Source organism: Pseudomonas sp. NFACC16-2 (assembly GCF_900119205.1).
GTDB lineage: Bacteria > Pseudomonadota > Gammaproteobacteria > Pseudomonadales > Pseudomonadaceae > Aquipseudomonas > Aquipseudomonas fluorescens_Q.
This window is the reverse complement of record NZ_FPIX01000007.1, coordinates 99023-117955: the sequence shown is the minus strand read 5'-3', so window position 1 is coordinate 117955 and position 18933 is coordinate 99023. Positions and strand designations below refer to the sequence as shown.

16 protein-coding genes are annotated in these 18933 nt (G+C 61.8%); 6 read left to right on the top strand and 10 right to left on the bottom strand.

Translation table 11 applies throughout. The features are described 5' to 3' along the window. Positions 1–55 precede the first annotated feature (55 nt). From BT116_RS08800 to bioB, 8 genes are all read right to left on the bottom strand, one after another. Positions 56–1345 (bottom strand): GGDEF domain-containing protein, encoded by a 1290-nt coding sequence (locus BT116_RS08800; protein WP_072342400.1) that lies wholly within the window; start codon positions 1343–1345, stop codon positions 56–58. Between the two features lie 345 nt (positions 1346–1690). Next, entirely contained in the window at positions 1691–3496 is a 1806-nt protein-coding gene (locus tag BT116_RS08795; protein ID WP_072342398.1) for a phenylacyl-CoA dehydrogenase, read from the bottom strand. 276 nt (positions 3497–3772) lie between these two features. Then, the gene (locus BT116_RS08790) at positions 3773–4069 is read right to left on the bottom strand and encodes a pyrroloquinoline quinone biosynthesis protein PqqE (RefSeq protein WP_072342395.1); all 297 of its coding nucleotides are present in this window, start codon (positions 4067–4069) and stop codon (positions 3773–3775) included. A 118-nt stretch (positions 4070–4187) separates the two neighbouring features. After that, the gene (gene bioD / locus BT116_RS08785) at positions 4188–4868 is read right to left on the bottom strand and encodes a dethiobiotin synthase (RefSeq protein WP_072342392.1); all 681 of its coding nucleotides are present in this window, start codon (positions 4866–4868) and stop codon (positions 4188–4190) included. Then, positions 4865–5677 (bottom strand): malonyl-ACP O-methyltransferase BioC, encoded by an 813-nt coding sequence (gene bioC / locus BT116_RS08780; protein WP_072342389.1) that lies wholly within the window; start codon positions 5675–5677, stop codon positions 4865–4867. Before bioC ends, bioD begins: the two co-directional genes overlap by 4 nt. Next, complete coding sequence (locus BT116_RS08775) at positions 5670–6401, bottom strand: alpha/beta fold hydrolase (RefSeq protein ID WP_072342386.1); 732 nt, start codon at positions 6399–6401, stop codon at positions 5670–5672. The genes bioC and BT116_RS08775 overlap by 8 nt, the downstream gene beginning before the upstream one ends. Further along, positions 6394–7572, bottom strand: coding sequence for an 8-amino-7-oxononanoate synthase (gene bioF / locus BT116_RS08770; RefSeq protein ID WP_072342383.1), 1179 nt, complete (start codon positions 7570–7572; stop codon positions 6394–6396). The genes BT116_RS08775 and bioF overlap by 8 nt, the downstream gene beginning before the upstream one ends. 161 nt (positions 7573–7733) lie before the next feature. After that, positions 7734–8789 carry a biotin synthase BioB gene (bioB, locus tag BT116_RS08765; RefSeq protein ID WP_063324077.1) on the bottom strand — a complete coding sequence of 352 codons (1056 nt, stop codon included), beginning with the start codon at positions 8787–8789 and terminating at the stop codon, positions 7734–7736. A gap of 90 nt (positions 8790–8879) precedes the next feature. On the opposite strand from bioB, the gene BT116_RS08760 reads away from it, so the two are divergent. From BT116_RS08760 to rarD, 5 genes are all read left to right on the top strand, one after another. Next, the gene (locus tag BT116_RS08760) at positions 8880–9620 is read left to right on the top strand and encodes a ComF family protein (RefSeq protein WP_072342380.1); all 741 of its coding nucleotides are present in this window, start codon (positions 8880–8882) and stop codon (positions 9618–9620) included. Positions 9621–9678: 58 nt separating this feature from the next. Then, entirely contained in the window at positions 9679–10443 is a 765-nt protein-coding gene (locus BT116_RS08755) for a TOBE domain-containing protein (protein ID WP_072342377.1), read from the top strand. Between the two features lie 66 nt (positions 10444–10509). After that, positions 10510–12411, top strand: coding sequence for a PhoX family protein (locus BT116_RS08750; RefSeq protein WP_072342374.1), 1902 nt, complete (start codon positions 10510–10512; stop codon positions 12409–12411). Positions 12412–12616: 205 nt separating this feature from the next. Further along, complete coding sequence (locus tag BT116_RS08745; protein ID WP_072342371.1) at positions 12617–13591, top strand: serine/threonine protein kinase; 975 nt, start codon at positions 12617–12619, stop codon at positions 13589–13591. Positions 13592–13795: 204 nt separating this feature from the next. Next, positions 13796–14683, top strand: a complete 888-nt coding sequence (gene rarD / locus BT116_RS08740) for an EamA family transporter RarD (RefSeq protein WP_072342368.1) — start codon at positions 13796–13798, stop codon at positions 14681–14683. A 217-nt stretch (positions 14684–14900) separates the two neighbouring features. Here the strand turns inward: rarD and BT116_RS08735 are convergent, their stop codons facing one another. Continuing rightward, positions 14901–15419, bottom strand: coding sequence for a glycine cleavage system transcriptional repressor (locus BT116_RS08735; protein ID WP_072342365.1), 519 nt, complete (start codon positions 15417–15419; stop codon positions 14901–14903). 554 nt (positions 15420–15973) lie between these two features. Between BT116_RS08735 and BT116_RS08730 the strand changes: the two genes are divergently transcribed. Then, the gene (locus BT116_RS08730) at positions 15974–18151 is read left to right on the top strand and encodes a malate synthase G (RefSeq protein ID WP_072342362.1); all 2178 of its coding nucleotides are present in this window, start codon (positions 15974–15976) and stop codon (positions 18149–18151) included. 256 nt (positions 18152–18407) lie between these two features. Here the strand turns inward: BT116_RS08730 and BT116_RS08725 are convergent, their stop codons facing one another. Continuing rightward, complete coding sequence (locus tag BT116_RS08725) at positions 18408–18854, bottom strand: response regulator (RefSeq protein ID WP_072342359.1); 447 nt, start codon at positions 18852–18854, stop codon at positions 18408–18410. Positions 18855–18933 lie beyond the last annotated feature (79 nt).

The following is an 18933-nucleotide window of genomic DNA, read 5'->3' as shown; positions in this document are numbered from 1 at the left end:
TGCCGGCCACCTAGGCCCACAATCACAGTCCAGACGCTGAATGCGCCGTCATCACTCAACCCGCGGCAGCCTCCATGCGCACAGCACCGCGGCGGTTCTGCCCGAAGGCAATCACACAGTTACGCCCCGCGCCCTTGGCGTTATAGAGCGCCTGGTCGGCGGACTTGAGCACTTCTTCAGGCGTGCGTTGCTCGAGGCGTTCCGCGACACCGATGCTGACCGTCACCGAGACGCTGGACGCGCCGGCACCGGAGCGACGCTGGCGGCCTTGTTGGTCGTCCTGGGGACGACTGTCAGGGTTGCGCAGTTGGATGGCGTACGTCTCGATGGACTGGCGAATGACTTCCAGATGGGGCATGCACTCGTCGATGGTCTTGCCTGCGAACACCAGGGCAAATTCCTCACCGCCGTAGCGATACGCCCTACCGCCACCGCCGATTTTCGACAATTTGCTGGCCACCAGGCGCAGGACCTGGTCCCCCACATCGTGGCCGTGGGTGTCGTTGAATTTCTTGAAGTGGTCCACGTCGCTCATCGCCAGCACATAATTGCGCCCCAGGCGCTGCATGCGTTCGTTCAGCGCCCGACGGCCCGGCAGGCCGGTGAGTTCGTCACGGAAGGCCATTTGATAGGCCTCATGGGCGACCGCTGCCGCGATCATCAACATCACCTGGCTGCACATGATGTTCAAGGTGAACGGCAGGATGAAGGTTTTCGGCAACATCCAGAACAACCCCAGCACCCCCACCAATTGCGCAGCATGCAGTGGCCGGGGGTTGCGCCAATATTGCCAGGCCAGCAGCAGGAACGCGGCGGCGAACATCGGGTAAGACAATTGGATCAGGCTCATCCAGGCACCGTGCAACGCCGGCCAGCGGATCTCCGAAAGCCACAACAGCAAGGCCTGGGGGTAACTCTGCTCCAGGGCCAGCGCCACGCTGCCAAAGACCAGCAACACGGCGAACCGCGCCACCATGTCCTGGAACAGATGGGTGCGCTCCTGCCACGCGGCGAACAGCCCGAACAACAGCGGCAACAACAGGCAAACGAGATGGAACACCACCGCCGCGTCTTCGCGCACCTTGCCGTTATCGCGATAGAAGTCAGTCTGGGTGTCCAGCAGGAAATAGGCGATGTACACCGTGACCATCAGAAACAGTTCACGTTGACGTCGGTAGACAGCGCAATACGCCCCACCCAGCAACAACACCAGCGTCGGGAGCACGTTGAACAGCGAGGTGAAGAAAACGTTGAGATCCTTGACGTAGGCAGCCGCAAGCCCCGCCAGCAACAGCAGCAATGACGGTAGGAAATGGCTGAAACGTACAGCGGAAGAACGCGGCAAGGGTAAAGCTCCGACCGGGCTGAGCAAAGATGGCATTGTGCCTGCAACTGGAGCAGTAAGGCACGCGAGATGTGACAGATGTCACACTGCCATCGCTGTAACGGCAGAGGTGACGGTTTTCTTAGGGTCGAGTTGGATGAATATTGTTTCAGGATCCTAGTTGGCCCTGGAGGAGCGAGCCTGCTCGCGATAGCGGTGTGTCAGCCATGAAGGTACTGACTGAACAAACGCCATCGCGAGCAAGCTCGCTCCCACAAGGGCCTGCGGTGAATACAAATTTGTGGCAGACATGAAAAAGCCGCTGCTCCCGAAGAAGCAGCGGCTTTTGGAAGAAGCGCGTGAGGCTTAATAGCCCAGTGCGAAGTCCTCTTCCTTCATATCCATCAGGTTGTTGGCGCCCGACAGCATGGCAGCCACGTGGGTGCGGGTACGCGGCAGGATGCGCTGGAAGTAGAAGCGCGCGGTCTGCAGCTTGGCAGTGTAGAAGGCTTCTTCAGTGGTGCCGGCTGCGAGTTTTTCCGCCGCCAGGCGCGCCATGTCGGCCCAGAAATAGGCCAGGCAGGCGTAACCGGAGTACATCAGGTAGTCCACCGACGCCGCGCCGACTTCTTCGCGATCCTTCATGGCCGCCATGCCGACCTTCATGGTCAGCTCGCCCCATTCCTTGTTCAGCGCAGCCAGGGGTTCTACGAACTCCTTGACCGCGTCGTTGCCTTCGTTGCCCTGGCAGAACTTGTGGACGATCTTGGTGAAGCCCTTGAGCGCCTCGCCCTGGGTCATCAGCACTTTACGGCCCAGCAAGTCGAGTGCCTGGATGCCGGTGGTGCCTTCGTACAGCATCGAGATACGGCTGTCACGAACGTTCTGCTCCATGCCCCACTCGGCGATGAAGCCGTGGCCGCCATAGATCTGTACGCCGTGGTTGGCCGACTCGAAACCGACTTCGGTCATGAAGGCCTTGGCGATCGGCGTCATGAATGCCAGCAGTGCATCGGCCTTTTTCTTCGCTTCTTCATCCACGCCGTACTTGACGATGTCGACCTGCTTGGCGGTGAAGTAGACCATCGCCCGGTTACCTTCGGCGAAGGCCTTCATGGTCAGCAGCATGCGACGCACGTCAGGATGGACGATGATCGGATCAGCGGCCTTGTCTGGCGCTTTCGGGCCGGTCAGGGAACGCATTTGCAGACGGTCGCGAGCGTATTTCAGGCCACCCTGGAAACCGATTTCGGCGTGGGCCAGGCCTTGCAGCGCGGTGCCCAGGCGTGCGGTGTTCATGAAGGTGAACATGCAGTTCAGGCCTTTGTTCGCCGGGCCGATCAGGTAACCGGTGGCCGCGTCGAAGTTCATCACGCAAGTGGCGTTGCCGTGGATGCCCATCTTGTGTTCCAGGGAACCGCAGCTCACCGCGTTGCGCTGGCCGATGGAGCCGTCGGCGTTAGGCAGGAACTTGGGAACGATGAACAGCGAAATGCCCTTGGTACCAGCCGGTGCGTCCGGCAGGCGCGCCAGCACGATGTGAACGATGTTGTCGGCCATGTCGTGTTCGCCGGCCGAAATGAAGATCTTGGTGCCGGAAACCTTGTAGGAACCATCGGCCTGAGGCTCGGCCTTGGTGCGCAGCATGCCAAGGTCAGTGCCGCAGTGTGGTTCAGTCAGGCACATGGTGCCGGTCCATTCACCGGACACCAGCTTGGTCAGGTAAGCCTCTTGTTGCTCAGGCGTACCGTGCTCGGAAATCGTGTTCATCGCGCCATGGGACAGGCCCGGGTACATGCCCCACGACCAGTTGGCTTCACCGACCATCTCGCTGACCGCCAGGCCCAAGGATTCCGGCAGACCTTGACCACCGTGCTCGACGTCGTGGGCCAGGCTTGGCCAGCCGCCTTCGACGAATTGCTTGTAGGCTTCCTTGAAACCAGTCGGAGTCTTCACGCCGGACTCGCTCCAGGTGCAACCTTCGATGTCGCCCACACGGTTCAGCGGCGCCAGCACCTGCTCACAAAACTTGGCGCCTTCTTCGAGAATGGCGTCAACCATGTCCGGAGTTGCGTCCTGGCAAGCCGGAAGGCTCTGATAATGCGCTTCGTAGCCAAGCAGTTCGTCACGAACGAAGCGAATATCACGCAAGGGGGCCTTGTAGTCAGGCATAGCGATAAACCTCTGCTGATGTAACCGGGAATGAACGACCGCGTGGATTTGTTGTAGCGGTCAAACAGTTGTTTGAAACATACGTTTACGCCCAAATCTTGTCAAGCGCCGATCTTTTGCCGTTCGTCATCAGCCTGAGAAAAATGTCGGACACGGGAAATCTATCGCGCTGAAGATTCCGCAATGCGCGTAGGAAAAGATTAGTTGAGCAATAAGACGTTAGAGACAAGAACGCCGCGAATAATCGCGGCGTTTTCGTAAATCTGAAGGGCAGGATCAGGCGAAGGTATCGATTAACGTACCGAGCATTTCGTCGGATGCCTTGGCGACATTAACGCCCAGTTGCAGCTGGAACTTGCCCTGGGCCATTTCGACCATGTTGGCGGCCTGGTCCGACTGCTGGCTACGATCCACCGAACGCAAGCGATCAACCTGGACTTCCGAGGACTGGCTGGTGACCGAACGCTCGATCGTATTGTTGGCGATCTGGCTGGAGGCCTGATCGACGCGGTTCTGCCCTGTCTGAATCGTGCTCAGACCGGCATAGAACGCGGTACTTCCTGAGATTTCCATGGCAGAGCTCGTCTTCTTGAGGGGTCGACAGGGGCCATTGAAGCAGAACCCCAAGGAAAAGGCCCGACAAAAACACTAATGGCACAGTGCCGCGTCATAGGCAAAACCTTGGCGGGACTCAGTCCAGCAGATCCAATTGCAGGTGTCCGGCCACGGCTTCGGCCGTCACGCTCTGAATCCGCGCCACCCTGCCCAGGCACGGCGCCGGAAGTCGCTCGGCCAAGGTTGCCAGGTTTTCTTCCAGGCGCGAGGTGGCCGGGTCGACGATGTTCGCGACCCAACCGGCAAGCTGCAAGCCATCACGAGCGATAGCCTCGGCGGTCAACAACGCGTGGCTGATGCAACCCAGGCGTACGCCCACCACCAGAATCACCGGCAAGCCCAGCGCGATCGCCAGATCGGAAAGATTGTCCTGGCCGGCCAGCGGCACGCGCCAACCACCCGCGCCTTCGATCAAGGTGAAGTCGGCGCCCAGCGCCAGCACTTCGCGCATCGGGCCGAGTAGCGACTGCACCGTCAACGCAACGCCCGCTTCCCGAGCGGCCAAGTGCGGCGCTATTGCCGGTTCGAACGCCACCGGATTGACCTGTGCATACGTCAACGGTATCGAGCATTCGGCCAGCAAGGCCAAGGCATCGGCATTGCGCAGGCCCTTGGGGGTGACCTCGCAACCGGAGGCTACGGGCTTGCCGGCGGCGGTGCTCATGCCGGCCTGTCGCGCGGCGTGCAGCAGGCCTGCCGCGACGGTGGTCTTGCCCACGTCGGTGTCAGTGCCGGTAATGAAATAGGCCTGGCTCATAGCGGTTTCTCCAAAACGGCGTAGACCACCTGGTAAGTCGCCGGCAGTCCCAGCGCCTGACGAAACTGCTCATAGGCTTCAACCAGCGCCAGGATCCGCGCCCTGCCGGTCAAGCCGCCGGGGCGCCCGGGGTTCAGATTGTGGGCGCCCAAGGCTTTCAATTCATGCGTCAGGCTGCGCACGTCGGGGTAATGCAACACATGGGGACGGTTTTCCAGACTGACGACATTCAGCCCGCTGTCCGCGCAAAGGTGTTGATACGTCTCGAACCCACGGAAACGATTGACGTGCACCAAGCCATCCACCTGACGCCAACTGTCGCGCAATTCGTACAAAGTGCCTACACAGAGGCTGGTGAAGGCAAACACCCCACCCGGTTTCAACACTCGATGGGCCTCGCTCAGCACAGCGGCAAAATCCGCACACCATTGCACCGCCAAGCTGGAGAACACCAGGTCACAGCTCGTCGCTTGCAAAGGCAACCGCTCAGCATCACCGGCGACAAAATGCGCGGCGCCACCTTGGGGACGAGCATGGTTGAGCATGCCTTCGGCGATGTCCAACGCCAGGCCGGAATCCACGCCATAACGCGCGCCCAGGGCCCGGGTGAAATAGCCAGTGCCGCAGCCCAGGTCCAGCCAACGTTGTGGGATAAACGAAGACGGCAAGCGCCCGAGCAACTGTTGGCCCACGTCGCGCTGCAGTTCGGCCACGCTGTCATAGCTGGTTGCCGCCCGGGAAAACGAAGCCGCCACCTGGCGCTTGTCGGGCAAGGCACCGGGCAATTTGGGAAGAGACAGATCAGTCATCGCCGGACTCATGCAAAAAAGCCTGGATCGCCCCCGCGACACCGTGCGGGTCCTCCAGAAGGAATCCGTGGCCGGCCTGTTCGATCAGGCCGATTTCGACATCCGGCAGCAAGACCAGCAACTCACCCGCGGCTTCGGCCGGCACCAGGGCATCGAGCCCGGCAAACAGATGCAATTGCGGGCCACGAAAGCGCTGCAATGCGGCGCGAGTGTCCAATTGCGCCAACAGTTCGAGCCCGGCCATCAAGACCTCGGGCGACGTGCCCGGCGCCCCGGCCAATAACAACCGCGACAACCCGCGTGGGTCGCTGCTGCCCTGGGCACACAGCAAACTGAAGCGCTTGAGGGTCTGGCGTGGATCGGTCGCACAGCCGGCGAGAAAACCATCGAAGGTTGCTCCATCCATCGCACACGGCCATTGCTCGTGGGCGACAAAGGACGGATTGCTCGCCAGGGTCAGCAGGCCGCAGCAGCGCTCACCCCGACGCGCCGCCAGCGCCGAGGCCAGCATACCGCCCAGGGACCAACCGCCCAGCCAGGCATCCTGGGGTACGGTGGCGTCCAATTCTTCGAGCCATTCATCCGGGTCGTTCGATAGCAACGCCGGCAATGGTTCGATTTCCACTCGCAAGTGCTCGTCGAGCCCGTGCAACGCCGCCGCCAGCGGCTCCAGCGGTGAAACGCCCAAGCCCCAGCCCGGCAGCAATATCAGTCGGTCACGCATCGCTTGGCTCCGGTCCCAACAGGGCAAAACACTCGGCCAGTGCATTCAACAATAGCTGCACCTGGGCCTCGCTGTGGGCGGCGGTCAGGGTCACGCGCAAACGGGCGCTGCCAGCCGGTACGGTGGGTGGGCGGATCGCCGTGACCATCAGCCCGCGCTCTCGCAGCATTTGCGACAAACACATGGCCCGTCCCGCATCGCCAATCAGGATCGGCTGGATCGGCGTGAAACTGTCCATCAGTTGCAGGCCAATCTGCTCGGCACCCTGGCGGAACTGACGAATCAGCGCCTGCAAGTGCTCGCGTCGCCAATGCTCGCTGCGCAGCAGCTCAAGGCTCTTGAGCGTGGCGCAGGCCAGGGCCGGCGGTTGGCTGGTGGTGTAGATGTAGGGGCGAGCGAACTGGATCAGGCTTTCGATCAGTTCTTCACTGCCGGCGACAAAAGCCCCGGCGGTGCCAAAGGCCTTGCCCAGGGTGCCCACCAATACCGGTACGTCATCCTGGCTCAAGCCAAAATGCTCGACGATACCGCCACCATTGGCTCCCAACGGGCCGAAACCGTGTGCATCGTCGACCATCAGCCAGGCGCCCTTGGCCTTGGCTTCACGGGCCAGGGCTGGCAGGTCGGCGATGTCGCCGTCCATGCTGAACACGCCGTCGGTGACCACCAGGGTATTGCCGGTGGCTTTTTCCAGGCGGCTGGCCAAACTCTGGGCATCGTTGTGCAGGTAACGGTTGAAACGCGCACCGGACAACAGGCCGGCGTCGAGCAGCGAGGCATGATTGAGGCGGTCTTCCAGTACCGTGTCGCCCTGCCCCACCAGCGCGGTGACCGCACCGAGGTTGGCCATGTAACCGGTGGTGAACAGCAACGCCCGCGGGCGGCCGGTCAGGTCGGCCAAGGCTTCTTCCAAGGCGTGATGAGGGCCGCTGTGGCCGATCACCAAATGGGAGGCGCCACCCCCGACACCCCAACGGAGCGCCCCGGCGCGCCAGGCTTCGATCACTTGCGGGTGATTGGCCAGGCCCAGGTAATCGTTGTTGCAGAACGCCAGCAACGGCTGGCCGTCCACCACCACTTCCGGGCCCTGGGGGCTTTCGAGCAGCGGGCGCTGGCGATAGAGGTTGTCGGCACGACGGGCAGCCAGACGTGCGGCGAGATCGAAGGGCATGCAGGCCTCAACTGTTTAAAGACTGGCCAAAGCCCCTTGTGGGAGCGAGCTTGCTCGCGATAGCGGTGTGTCAGTCGACATCAATGCGAATGTTCCATCGCCATCGCGAGCAAGCTCGCTCCCACAGGGTCTTGCATTCCAATCCGGGTATCGGTGAGTGGTCAAACAGCGGCGTTGTAGAACTGCTCGCTGCTCTTCTGCTCCACCAGCGCCTGTTCAATCGCCGCCTGGTGCACTTCGTCGGCATGTTCTTCGCGGGCTTCGGGCTGGATGCCCAGGCGTGCGAACAACTGCATGTCCTTGTCGGCTTGCGGGTTGGCGGTGGTCAACAGCTTGTCGCCGTAGAAAATCGAGTTGGCACCGGCCAGGAACGCCAGGGACTGCATCTGCTCGTTCATCGCTTCACGGCCGGCGGACAGCCGCACATGGGACTGGGGCATCATGATCCGCGCCACGGCGAGCATGCGGATGAAATCGAACGGATCGACGTCCTCGGCATTCTCCAGCGGCGTGCCGGCGACCTTGACCAACATGTTGATCGGCACCGATTCCGGGTGCTCCGGCAGGTTCGCCAGTTGGATCAGCAGGTTCGCGCGGTCGTCCAGGGACTCGCCCATGCCGAGGATGCCGCCGGAGCAGATCTTCATCCCCGAATCACGCACATAGGCCAGGGTTTGCAGGCGCTCGCTGTAGGTGCGGGTGGTGATGATGCTGCCGTAGAACTCCGGCGAGGTATCGAGGTTGTGGTTGTAGTAGTCCAGGCCAGCCTGGGCCAGCGCTTCGGTCTGTTCCTGGTCAAGGCGGCCCAGGGTCATGCAGGTTTCCAGGCCCATGGCCTTCACGCCTTTGACCATTTCCAGCACATACGGCATGTCCTTGGCCGACGGATGTTTCCAGGCCGCGCCCATGCAGAAACGGGTAGAACCGATGGCCTTGGCCCGTGCAGCCTCTTCGAGGACCTTCTGCACTTCGAGCAATTTCTCTTTATCCAGGCCGGTGTTGTAGTGACCGGACTGCGGACAATATTTGCAATCTTCCGGGCACGCGCCGGTCTTGATCGACAGCAGCGTGGAAACCTGGACGCGATTGGCGTCGAAGTGCGCGCGGTGCACGGTCTGCGCCTGGAACAGCAGGTCATTGAATGGCTGGACGAAGAGTGCTTTGACTTCGGCCAAAGACCAGTCATGACGCAGGTTGGCAGTGGTGCTGGCGCTCATGGGCATTTCCTTGATTATGCTTGGCTGGCGCCTGGGGCATGGAATACCCACAGGCGCGACACGGATGTTCGGCATATTTAAGGAAGAGTCATGCGCTGTCAACCACGATACAAAGGACAGGTTTACATCTGGTTAAAAAACAAACAATCCTGCCTGCTGTGCGGCGAAAGCACCGATACGCCGCAGCCGATCTGCACGCCCTGTGAAAGCGAGCTGCCCTGGCTCGGTGATCAATGCAGCGTCTGTGCCTTGCCACTGCCCATGGCCGGGCTGCGTTGCGGACAATGCGCCGCGCAGCCGCCGGCCTTCGAACGGGTCCTGGCGCCCTGGGCCTACGACTTCCCGGTGGACAGCCTGATCACCCGTTTCAAGCACCAGGCGAAATGGCCCCTGGGCCGACTGCTGGGCGAACTGCTCGCGCAGTCGTTGCAACATCATTTCGACGAAGGGCTGGAACGACCCGACGCACTGGTACCGGTGCCACTGGCGACCCGGCGTTTGCGCCAGCGCGGTTTCAACCAGGCGGCGCTGCTGGCCCGCTGGCTCAGTGGTCCGTTGGCGATCCCTTGCGAAGAACACCTGCTGCGACGCACCCAGGACACCCCCGCCCAACAGGCACTCGATGCCAGGGCTCGGCGGCGAAACCTGCGTCAGGCCTTTGCCCTGGCACCCCAGGCTGCGTTGCACAACCGTCATTTGGCGTTGGTCGACGACGTGCTCACCACGGGCGCCACCGCCCAGGCCCTGGCCGCCCTGCTGCTCGATGCCGGCGCTGCGCGGGTCGATGTGTACTGCCTGGCTCGCACGCCGAAACCCGGAGAGTCGGCTTGACGCGCCACGCCCAAGGCGCCAACGTCCGCTCATCGACCCTTGCACGCAGTTTTCCGCCATGTCCTTGCCCACGCTTCTGACCCAGCACATCGCTCGGCGACCACAACGCATCGCCCTGTTGCAGCACATCGCCGAACAAGGTTCGATCACCCGCGCCGCCAAGAGCGCGGGCCTGAGCTACAAGGCGGCGTGGGATGCCATCGATGAGTTGAACAACCTGGCGGACCAACCGTTGGTGGAGCGCAGTGTTGGCGGCAAGGGCGGTGGCGGTGCCAGGCTGTCGGAGGAAGGCCAACGCGTGCTGCGCCTGTATCTGCGCCTGCAAGCGCTGCAGACACAACTATTGGAAGCGAGCGAGGATGCCGGTGACCTGAGCCTGCTCAGTCGCCTGATGCTGCGCACCAGCGCCCGTAATCAACTGCATGGCAAGGTCCTGGACATCGAGGCCCAGGGGCACAACGACCGGGTACGCCTGGAGCTGGCCCGGGGCCTGGTCATCGAAGCCCAGATTACCCACGACAGCACGCTGCGCCTGGAGCTGGATGTCGGCACTAACGTGGTGGCGCTGATCAAGGCTGGCTGGCTGGAATTGCACCCCGTCGAGCAAGTGGAAAAATCGCAGGTCAATACGCTGCGCGGCATGATCGAACAGGTCGATGCCGCCGAAGACGGCCCCAGCGAAGTGCGCATCAGCCTGCCCAACGGCCAGACGCTGTGCGCCCTGGCCGACCCGCTTGAGCTACAAAAGCAGCATCTGGAAGGCGGCTCACCGGTGCAAGTGACGTTTTCAGCGACAAATGTGCTGCTCGGCACACCGCTGTAGCGTGTTGCAACAATAGTTTCATCGACCCGCTTTAAGGTGACTGCCAAAACCAGCAGGGAGCCTGAGATGAGCCTATTAGAAGAAAACCAATCCACCGACCTGGAAAAGATCGTCGGCCTGAGCCGGCGCAGCTTCATTAGCGCCGGCGCCCTGTGCGGCGCGGCGATGTTCCTGGGCGGCAACCTGCTGAGCCGCAGCGTCCTGGCCGCCGCCGTGAGCGAAGGCAACAGCCGGCTGCTGGGCTTCAACAGCATCGCCGCCGCCACGGCCGACACCATCACGTTGCCGCCAGGTTACAAATCCTCGGTGCTGATCAGTTGGGGCCAGCCGCTGCAGAAAAATGCACCGGCGTTCGACCCCAGTGGCAACGGCACCGCCCGCGCACAGGAAGTGCAGTTCGGCGACAACAACGACGGCATGAGCCTGTTCCCGTTCCCCGGCGACAATAACCGGGCGCTGATGGCGATCAACAACGAATACACCAACTACCGCTACCTCTTCCCCCACGGCGGCCAGCCGCAGTCGGCCGAAGACGTGCACAAGGCCCAGGCCAGCGAAGGGGTGTCGGTGATCGAGGTCCAGCGTCGTCGCGGCCAGTGGCAGTTCGTCCAGGAGTCGCGCTACAACCGCAGGATCCACGGCAACACGCCGATTCGCCTGCGCGGCCCGGCCGCCGGTCACGACCTGCTGAAAACCAGTGCCGACAAGAGCGGCAAGAAAGTCCTGGGGACTTTCCAGAACTGCGCTAACGGCATGACACCGTGGGGCACTTATCTGACCTGCGAAGAAAACTTCACCGACTGCTTCGGTAGCAGCAAGTCCGACTTGCAGTTCGACGAAGCGCAAAAACGCTATGGCGCCACCGTCACCAGCCGCGAGATCAACTGGCACCTGTACGATCCGCGCTTCGATCTGGCGAAAAACCCCAACGAACTCAATCGCCACGGCTGGGTGGTGGAAATCGACCCGTTCGATCCAGAATCCACACCGGTGAAACGCACCGCCCTGGGCCGTTTCAAACACGAAAACGCCGCCCTGGCGCAGACCAACGACGGTCGCGCCGTGGTGTACATGGGCGACGATGAACGCGGCGAGTTCATCTACAAGTTCGTCAGCCGCGAGCGCATCAATCATCGCAATGCCAAAGCCAACCGCAACCTGCTGGACCATGGCACCTTGTATGTGGCGCGCTTCGATGCCGGCGACGGCAACCCGGACCATCCCAAAGGCAAGGGCCAGTGGATCGAGTTGACCCATGGCAAGAACGGCCTCGACGCCAGCAGCGGCTTCGCCGACCAGGCCGAGGTGCTGATCCATGCGCGCCTGGCCGCCAGTGCCGTGGGCGCCACCCGTATGGACCGCCCTGAGTGGATCGTGGTCAGCCCGAAAGACGGTCAGGTCTATTGCACCCTGACCAACAACTCCAAGCGTGGCGAAGACGGCCAACCGGTAGACGGGCCGAACCCTCGGGCCAAGAACGTCTACGGGCAGATCCTGCGCTGGCGCACCGACCGCGACGACCATGCGTCCAAGACCTTCGACTGGGACCTGTTCGTGGTCGCCGGCAACCCGACGGTACACGCCGGCACGCCGAAAGCCGGATCGTCCAACATCAACCCGCAGAACATGTTCAACAGCCCCGATGGCCTGGGCTTCGACAAGGCCGGCCGGCTGTGGATCCTTACCGATGGCGACTCCAGCAACGCCGGAGACTTCGCCGGCATGGGCAACAACCAGATGCTCTGCGCCGACCCCAACAGTGGCGAAATCCGCCGCTTCATGGTCGGGCCGGTGGGCTGCGAAGTGACCGGGATCAGTTTTGCGCCAGACCAGAAAGCCTTGTTCGTCGGGATCCAGCATCCCGGGGAAAACGGTGGCTCGACCTTCCCTGAGCACCTGCCCAATGGCAAGCCGCGGTCTTCGGTGATGGTGATTACCCGTGAGGATGGCGGGGTCATCGGCGCCTGACAGGAACTCATCGCGAGCAAGCTCGCTCCCACAATGTGGACTGCCCCCAAAAAGTTGGACTGTTGGGGTCAGTCCAATGGATCCGCTATCCCTGTGGGAGCGAGCTTGCTCGCGATAACGTCAGCACAGCCGCCACCTATCTGCCTCTGTCTGCGCTACCATGCTGTGCCGGACGCGGCAGCCCTGCCGCTGCGCAGGAGTCAGCATGTCCCATCCGTTTGAAACCCTCACGCCCGACCTGGTACTCGATGCCGTTGAAAGCATCGGTTTCCTCAGCGACGCCCGCGTGTTGGCCCTCAACAGCTACGAGAACCGCGTCTATCAGGTCGGCATCGAGGATTCCGAGCCGCTGATCGCCAAGTTCTATCGCCCTCAGCGCTGGACCAACGAAGCGATCCTGGAAGAGCACAGCTTCACCTTCGAGCTGGCCGAATACGAAGTGCCGGTGGTGGCGCCGCTGATCCACAACGGCACCAGCCTGCACGAACACGCCGGGTTTCGTTTCACCCTGTTTCCCCGTCGCGGCGGCCGTGCACCGGAGCCGGGCAACCTCGACCAGCTCTATCGCCTGGGACAATTGCTCGGGCGCCTGCACGCGGTCGGGGCGACCCGTCCGTTCGAGCATCGTGAAGCCTTGGGCGTGAAGAACTTCGGCCACGATTCACTGGCCACCGTGCTGGCAAGCGGCTTCGTCCCTCGTAGCCTGCTGCCGGCCTACGAGTCGGTCGCCCGGGACCTGCTCAAGCGCGTCGAAGAGGTCTACGCCGCCACCCCCCACCAGAACATCCGCATGCACGGCGATTGCCACCCGGGCAACATGATGTGTCGCGACGAGGTGTTCCACATCGTCGACCTGGACGACTGCCGCATGGGCCCGGCGGTGCAGGACCTGTGGATGATGCTCGCCGGCGATCGCCAGGAATGCCTGGGCCAATTGTCGGAACTGATGGACGGCTACCGAGAGTTTCACGACTTCGACCCGCGACAATTGGCACTGATCGAGCCACTGCGGGCCCTGCGCCTGATGCACTACAGCGCCTGGCTGGCGCGGCGCTGGGACGACCCGGCGTTCCCGCGCAGCTTCCCGTGGTTCGGCAGCGAACGTTACTGGGGCGACCAGGTATTGGCGTTGCGCGAGCAACTGGCGGCGCTCAATGAAGAGCCGTTGAAGCTGTTCTGACCTACTACAGGTCCCCTGTGGGAGCGAGCTTGCTCGCGATGGCGATCGAATACTCGACACCTCTGTCGACTGACACATCGCTATCGCGAGCAAGCTCGCTCCCACAAAGGGATTTGCGCTGGAACCCTCACAAAGGTTCACAGCATGACCCGACAAATCTCCTTACAATCACGTCTTTGTTAGCTGCCTAAGCAAGGATTCTGCATGCAAGCCGCCAACCCGCGTCGCGGGTACATCCTGGGCCTGAGTGCCTACATCATCTGGGGTCTGTTCCCGATCTACTTCAAGGCCATCGCCAGCGTGCCGTCGGTGGAGATCATCATCCATCGGGTGCTGTGGTCGGCCCTGTTCGGCGCGGCGTTGCTGCTGGTCTGGAAACACCCGGGCTGGTGGCGCGAACTGCGGGACAACCCAAAGCGCCTGGCGATCCTCGCCCTGAGCGGGACACTGATCGCGGCCAACTGGCTGACCTACGTCTGGGCGGTGAACAACGAGCGCATGCTCGAAGCCAGCCTGGGTTACTACATCAACCCGCTGGTGAACGTTTTGCTGGGCATGTTGATCCTCGGCGAGCGCCTGCGCCGCATGCAATGGCTGGCGGTGAGTTTGGCGGCGGTCGGTGTGGCGCAACAGGTCTGGCAAGTGGGCAGCCTGCCGTGGGTGTCACTGGTGCTGGCGCTGACTTTCGGCTTCTACGGGTTGATCCGCAAGCAGGCACCGGTCAAGGCGTTGCCGGGGCTGGTAGTGGAAACCTGGATGCTGGTGCCGATCGCCATCGCCTGGTTGCTGTTCAATCCCACGGCCACCAGTGCCCAGGCGGCATTCTGGACCACTTCCGAAGCCTGGTGGCTGGTGGCGGCTGGCCCCGTGACGCTGGTGCCGTTGGTGTGTTTCAACGCCGCAACACGGCATTTGCCCTACACTACCATCGGTTTTCTCCAGTACATCGCGCCGACGCTGGTACTGCTGCTCGCCGTGATGCTGTTTGGTGAGCACCTGTCGTCCAGCACACTGGTGGCGTTCCTGTTTATCTGGGCCGGGCTGGCGGTGTACAGCGTCGATGCGGTGATCAGCATGCGTCGGCGCAGCTGATCAAAAAACGCACAAACCTCTATAGGCCACGTCTGGCGTGGCCTGCGCTCATCCTTCCCAAGGTTATCCACAGCGTGATCCCCGCCGTTTGTGCACAAGCCCTTGATAACTGATGATTTTTTGAGCATTCCCCGCCGAGGCCCGGCGGGCTTGGGCTGGAGCCGGGTCTCTACAGGTTATCCACAGACAGGCGCAGTTTTTCCTTGGATAACCTTCGTCACGCTTCGTCGCTGAGCTTAAGCTCCACCATCAACTCATCGGCCAGGGTCTCCAGGCGTTCCTGCAACGTCTCCAGTGACAGGGTCAAGGGCACCCCCAGGATCGCTTCGGCGTGGAACAGCAGCTCGCTGCTCATCGGCGCCGGCCGGACGTAAGTCACCAGACGCTCGACATTGACGCCCTGCTCGCTCAACAGCCGGGTGATGTCCCTCACTATGCCGGGACGGTCGTTGCCCACCAGCTCCATGGTGATGGGTTTCCAGGTGCAGGACTCCTCAAGGGCGCTTTCAGCGATCAACACGCGGATGTCGTAAGTCGATAACCCCTGCAAGGCTTCGATCAGTTCCTCATGGGCCTCGGCGGGGGCGCCGATTCGCAAGATCCCGGCAAACTGCCCAGCCAGGCGCGACATGCGGCTTTCCAGCCAGTTACCGCCGTGGTCGGCGATGCAATCGGCAATGCGCTCGACCTGCCCGGGCTTGTCCGGGGCGAAAACAGTGATGACGAGGTGGTCCATGGCGCAGTCCTCTTGTTGGGGAAGGGACAGTATAGGCAGGACGCACAAGTCCTGTGGCGAGGGGATTTATCCCCGCTGGGGCGCGAAGCGGCCCTAAATCCGACACTTCGGTGTATCAGACAGATTGAGTTGGATGTCTTGGGGCTGCTTCGCAGCCCAACGGGGATAAATCCCCTCGCCACAGGACTCGTGCGCCCACGTAAATCGTGTACAAGTTTTAATATTTATCTGGAACAATCCACATATTTTTTGAGAACATCCGCTACCGCGCCGTGACTGTACTGCTTTAGTCGGTCGCGGAACGACGCAATTAGTCTAATTTTCACAACCGCAATTGATCATGTAGTATGCCGCAGCGAGCACTACATAACGTTGTACCGATGTCTGCTTAAGGCGCAGTCGCATCCCTGAAAAGCCCCGTCAGCAAGGCTTACCACCCAGCCGCCAGCGATGGCATGTACTGGTTCCGGGGTTTGTGCTTTAAATGTCCCGAGGCTTCATTGTCAAAATCGAAGAGCTGAAAAGCGAAATAGCTGAGCAGAGTGAGGCAAGCAATGACTGAACACGTTCAAGTCGGTGGCCTGCAGGTCGCCAAAGTCCTGTTCGACTTCGTGAATAACGAAGCCATTCCCGGAACCGGCCTCACCGCCGACGCGTTCTGGGCCGGTGCCGACAAGGTCATCCACGACCTGGCGCCGAAGAACCAAGCCCTACTCGCCAAACGCGATGATTTCCAGGCGCGGATCGATGCCTGGCACCAGGCCCGTGCTGGCCAGGCCCACGACGCCGTGGCTTACAAAGCCTTCCTGCAAGACATTGGATACCTGCTGCCAGAAGCGGCGGATTTCCAGGCTACGACCCAAAACGTCGATGACGAAATCGCCCGCATGGCCGGCCCGCAGCTGGTGGTGCCGGTGATGAACGCCCGCTTCGCCCTCAACGCATCGAACGCCCGCTGGGGTTCGCTGTATGACGCGCTGTACGGCACCGATGCCATCAGCGAAGCCGATGGCGCGGAAAAAGGCAAAGGCTACAACAAGGTCCGCGGCGACAAGGTCATCGCCTTCGCCCGCGCCTTCCTCGACGAAGCCGCGCCCCTGGCGGCCGGCTCCCATGTCGACTCCATTGCTTACAAAATCGTCGACGGCAAACTGGTGGTCACCCTCAAGGGCGGCAGCAACAGCGGCCTGCGTGACGATGCCCAGTTGATCGGCTTCCAGGGCGATGCCTCGGCACCGACCACCGTGCTGTTGAAACACAACGGCCTGCACTTCGAAATCCAGATCGATGCCAGCACCCCGGTCGGCCAGACTGACGCCGCTGGCGTCAAAGACATCCTGATGGAAGCCGCGCTGACCACCATCATGGACTGCGAAGACTCGGTCGCCGCCGTCGATGCCGATGACAAAGTGGTGATCTACCGCAACTGGCTCGGCCTGATGAAAGGCGACCTGGCTGAAGAAGTCGCCAAAGGCGGCCAGACGTTCACCCGCACCATGAACCCCGACCGTGTCTACACCGCTGTCGACGGTTCGAGCGTGACCCTGCACGGCCGCTCGCTGTTGTTCGTGCGTAACGTCGGCCACCTGATGACCATCGACGCGATCCTGGACCAGCACGGCAACGAAGTGCCGGAAGGTATTCTCGACGGCCTGATCACCAGCCTGGCAGCGATCCACAGCCTCAACGGCAACACCAGCCGTCGCAACAGCCGCACCGGCTCGGTGTACATCGTCAAGCCGAAGATGCACGGCCCGGAAGAAGCCGCGTTCACCAACGAGCTGTTCGGTCGCGTCGAGGACGTGCTGAACCTGCCGCGCAACACCCTCAAGGTCGGGATCATGGACGAGGAGCGCCGTACCACGGTCAACCTCAAGGCCTGCATCAAGGCCGCCAGCGAGCGCGTGGTGTTCATCAACACCGGCTTCCTCGACCGTACCGGCGACGAAATCCACACCTCCATGGAAGCCGGCCCGATGGTGCGCAAGGCCGACATGAAAGCCGAAAAGTGGATCAGCGCGTACGAGAACTGGAACGTCGACATCGGCTTGAGCACCGGCCTGCAAGGCCGTGCGCAAATTGGCAAGGGCATGTGGGCGATGCCGGACCTGATGGCGGCGATGCTTGAACAGAAAATCGCTCATCCGCTGGCCGGCGCCAACACCGCATGGGTTCCCTCGCCGACCGCCGCGGCCCTGCACGCGCTGCATTACCACAAGGTCGACGTGTTCGCCCGCCAGGCCGAGCTGGCCAAGCGCGCGCGAGCATCGGTGGACGACATCCTGACCATCCCGCTGGCCGTCAACCCGAACTGGACACCGGAGCAGATCAAGAACGAACTGGACAACAATGCCCAGGGCATCCTTGGCTACGTGGTGCGCTGGATCGACCAGGGCGTGGGCTGCTCCAAAGTGCCGGACATCAACGACATCGGCCTGATGGAAGACCGTGCGACGCTGCGTATCTCCAGCCAGCACATCGCCAACTGGCTGCGCCACGGCATCGTTACCCAAGACCAGGTGATGGAAAGCCTCAAGCGCATGGCGCCGGTGGTCGACCGCCAGAACGCCAGCGACCCGCTGTACCGTCCGCTGGCACCAGACTTCGACCGCAACATCGCCTTCCAGGCGGCGGTCGAGCTGGTGATCGAAGGCACGAAGCAGCCTAACGGCTACACCGAGCCGGTGCTGCACCGTCGTCGTCGTGAGTTCAAGGCAGCCAATGGGTTGTGATTGAGCAGCCGTGACAACGAAAAAAGCCCTGATCGAAAGATCAGGGCTTTTTCATTGGAAGTAACAATACTGCCAACCCAGGCAATAACGCCAAGCGCTGCATTTGTGGCGAGGGGATTTATCCCCGCTGGGTTGCGAAGCAACCCTAAAGCCTGTCGGCTCGGTGTGTCAGGTTGATTGGGTTGAACTCTATTGGGCTGCTGCGCAGCCAGCGGGGATAAATCCCCTCGCCACAGTTTATGTTCCACTGGCGGTCTTAAAGATCCACCCCCAACTCATGCTTGACCAACCCCAGCAACTTGTCGGTATCGATCGGCTTGAGCAGAAAGTCCACCACGCTCAGGTGCATGGCTTCGATGGCGTCCTTCACGTCGGCATCGCCCGACACGATGATGATCGGCAGCGCCGCCCGCGGAGACTCGCGCACCAGGCGAATAAGTTCCAGCCCATCGACATTGCCCATCCGCAGGTCGGTGATCAACAGGCCGATCGATGGCTTGGTTTCCAGCATCTTGAGTGCCGTTTCACCACTGGCGGCGGTCATGCAGTGAATCCCGTCCAACGCCAGGATCTCCGACAGCAGCTCACGAGCGTCCTTGTCGTCATCGACGATCAAGACGCGCTGCGGCGGCAGGTCGGGTTCCAGCATGACGGCACTCAGCGCCTCGCGCTCGGCGTCACTCAAAATATCGTGGTCGGACATGGTGCTCTCTACGTTCTTTAAATCGATCCCCTGGCACAGTGGTCAGACATCGTTCTGCGGCGCTTCAATGTGCACTTCG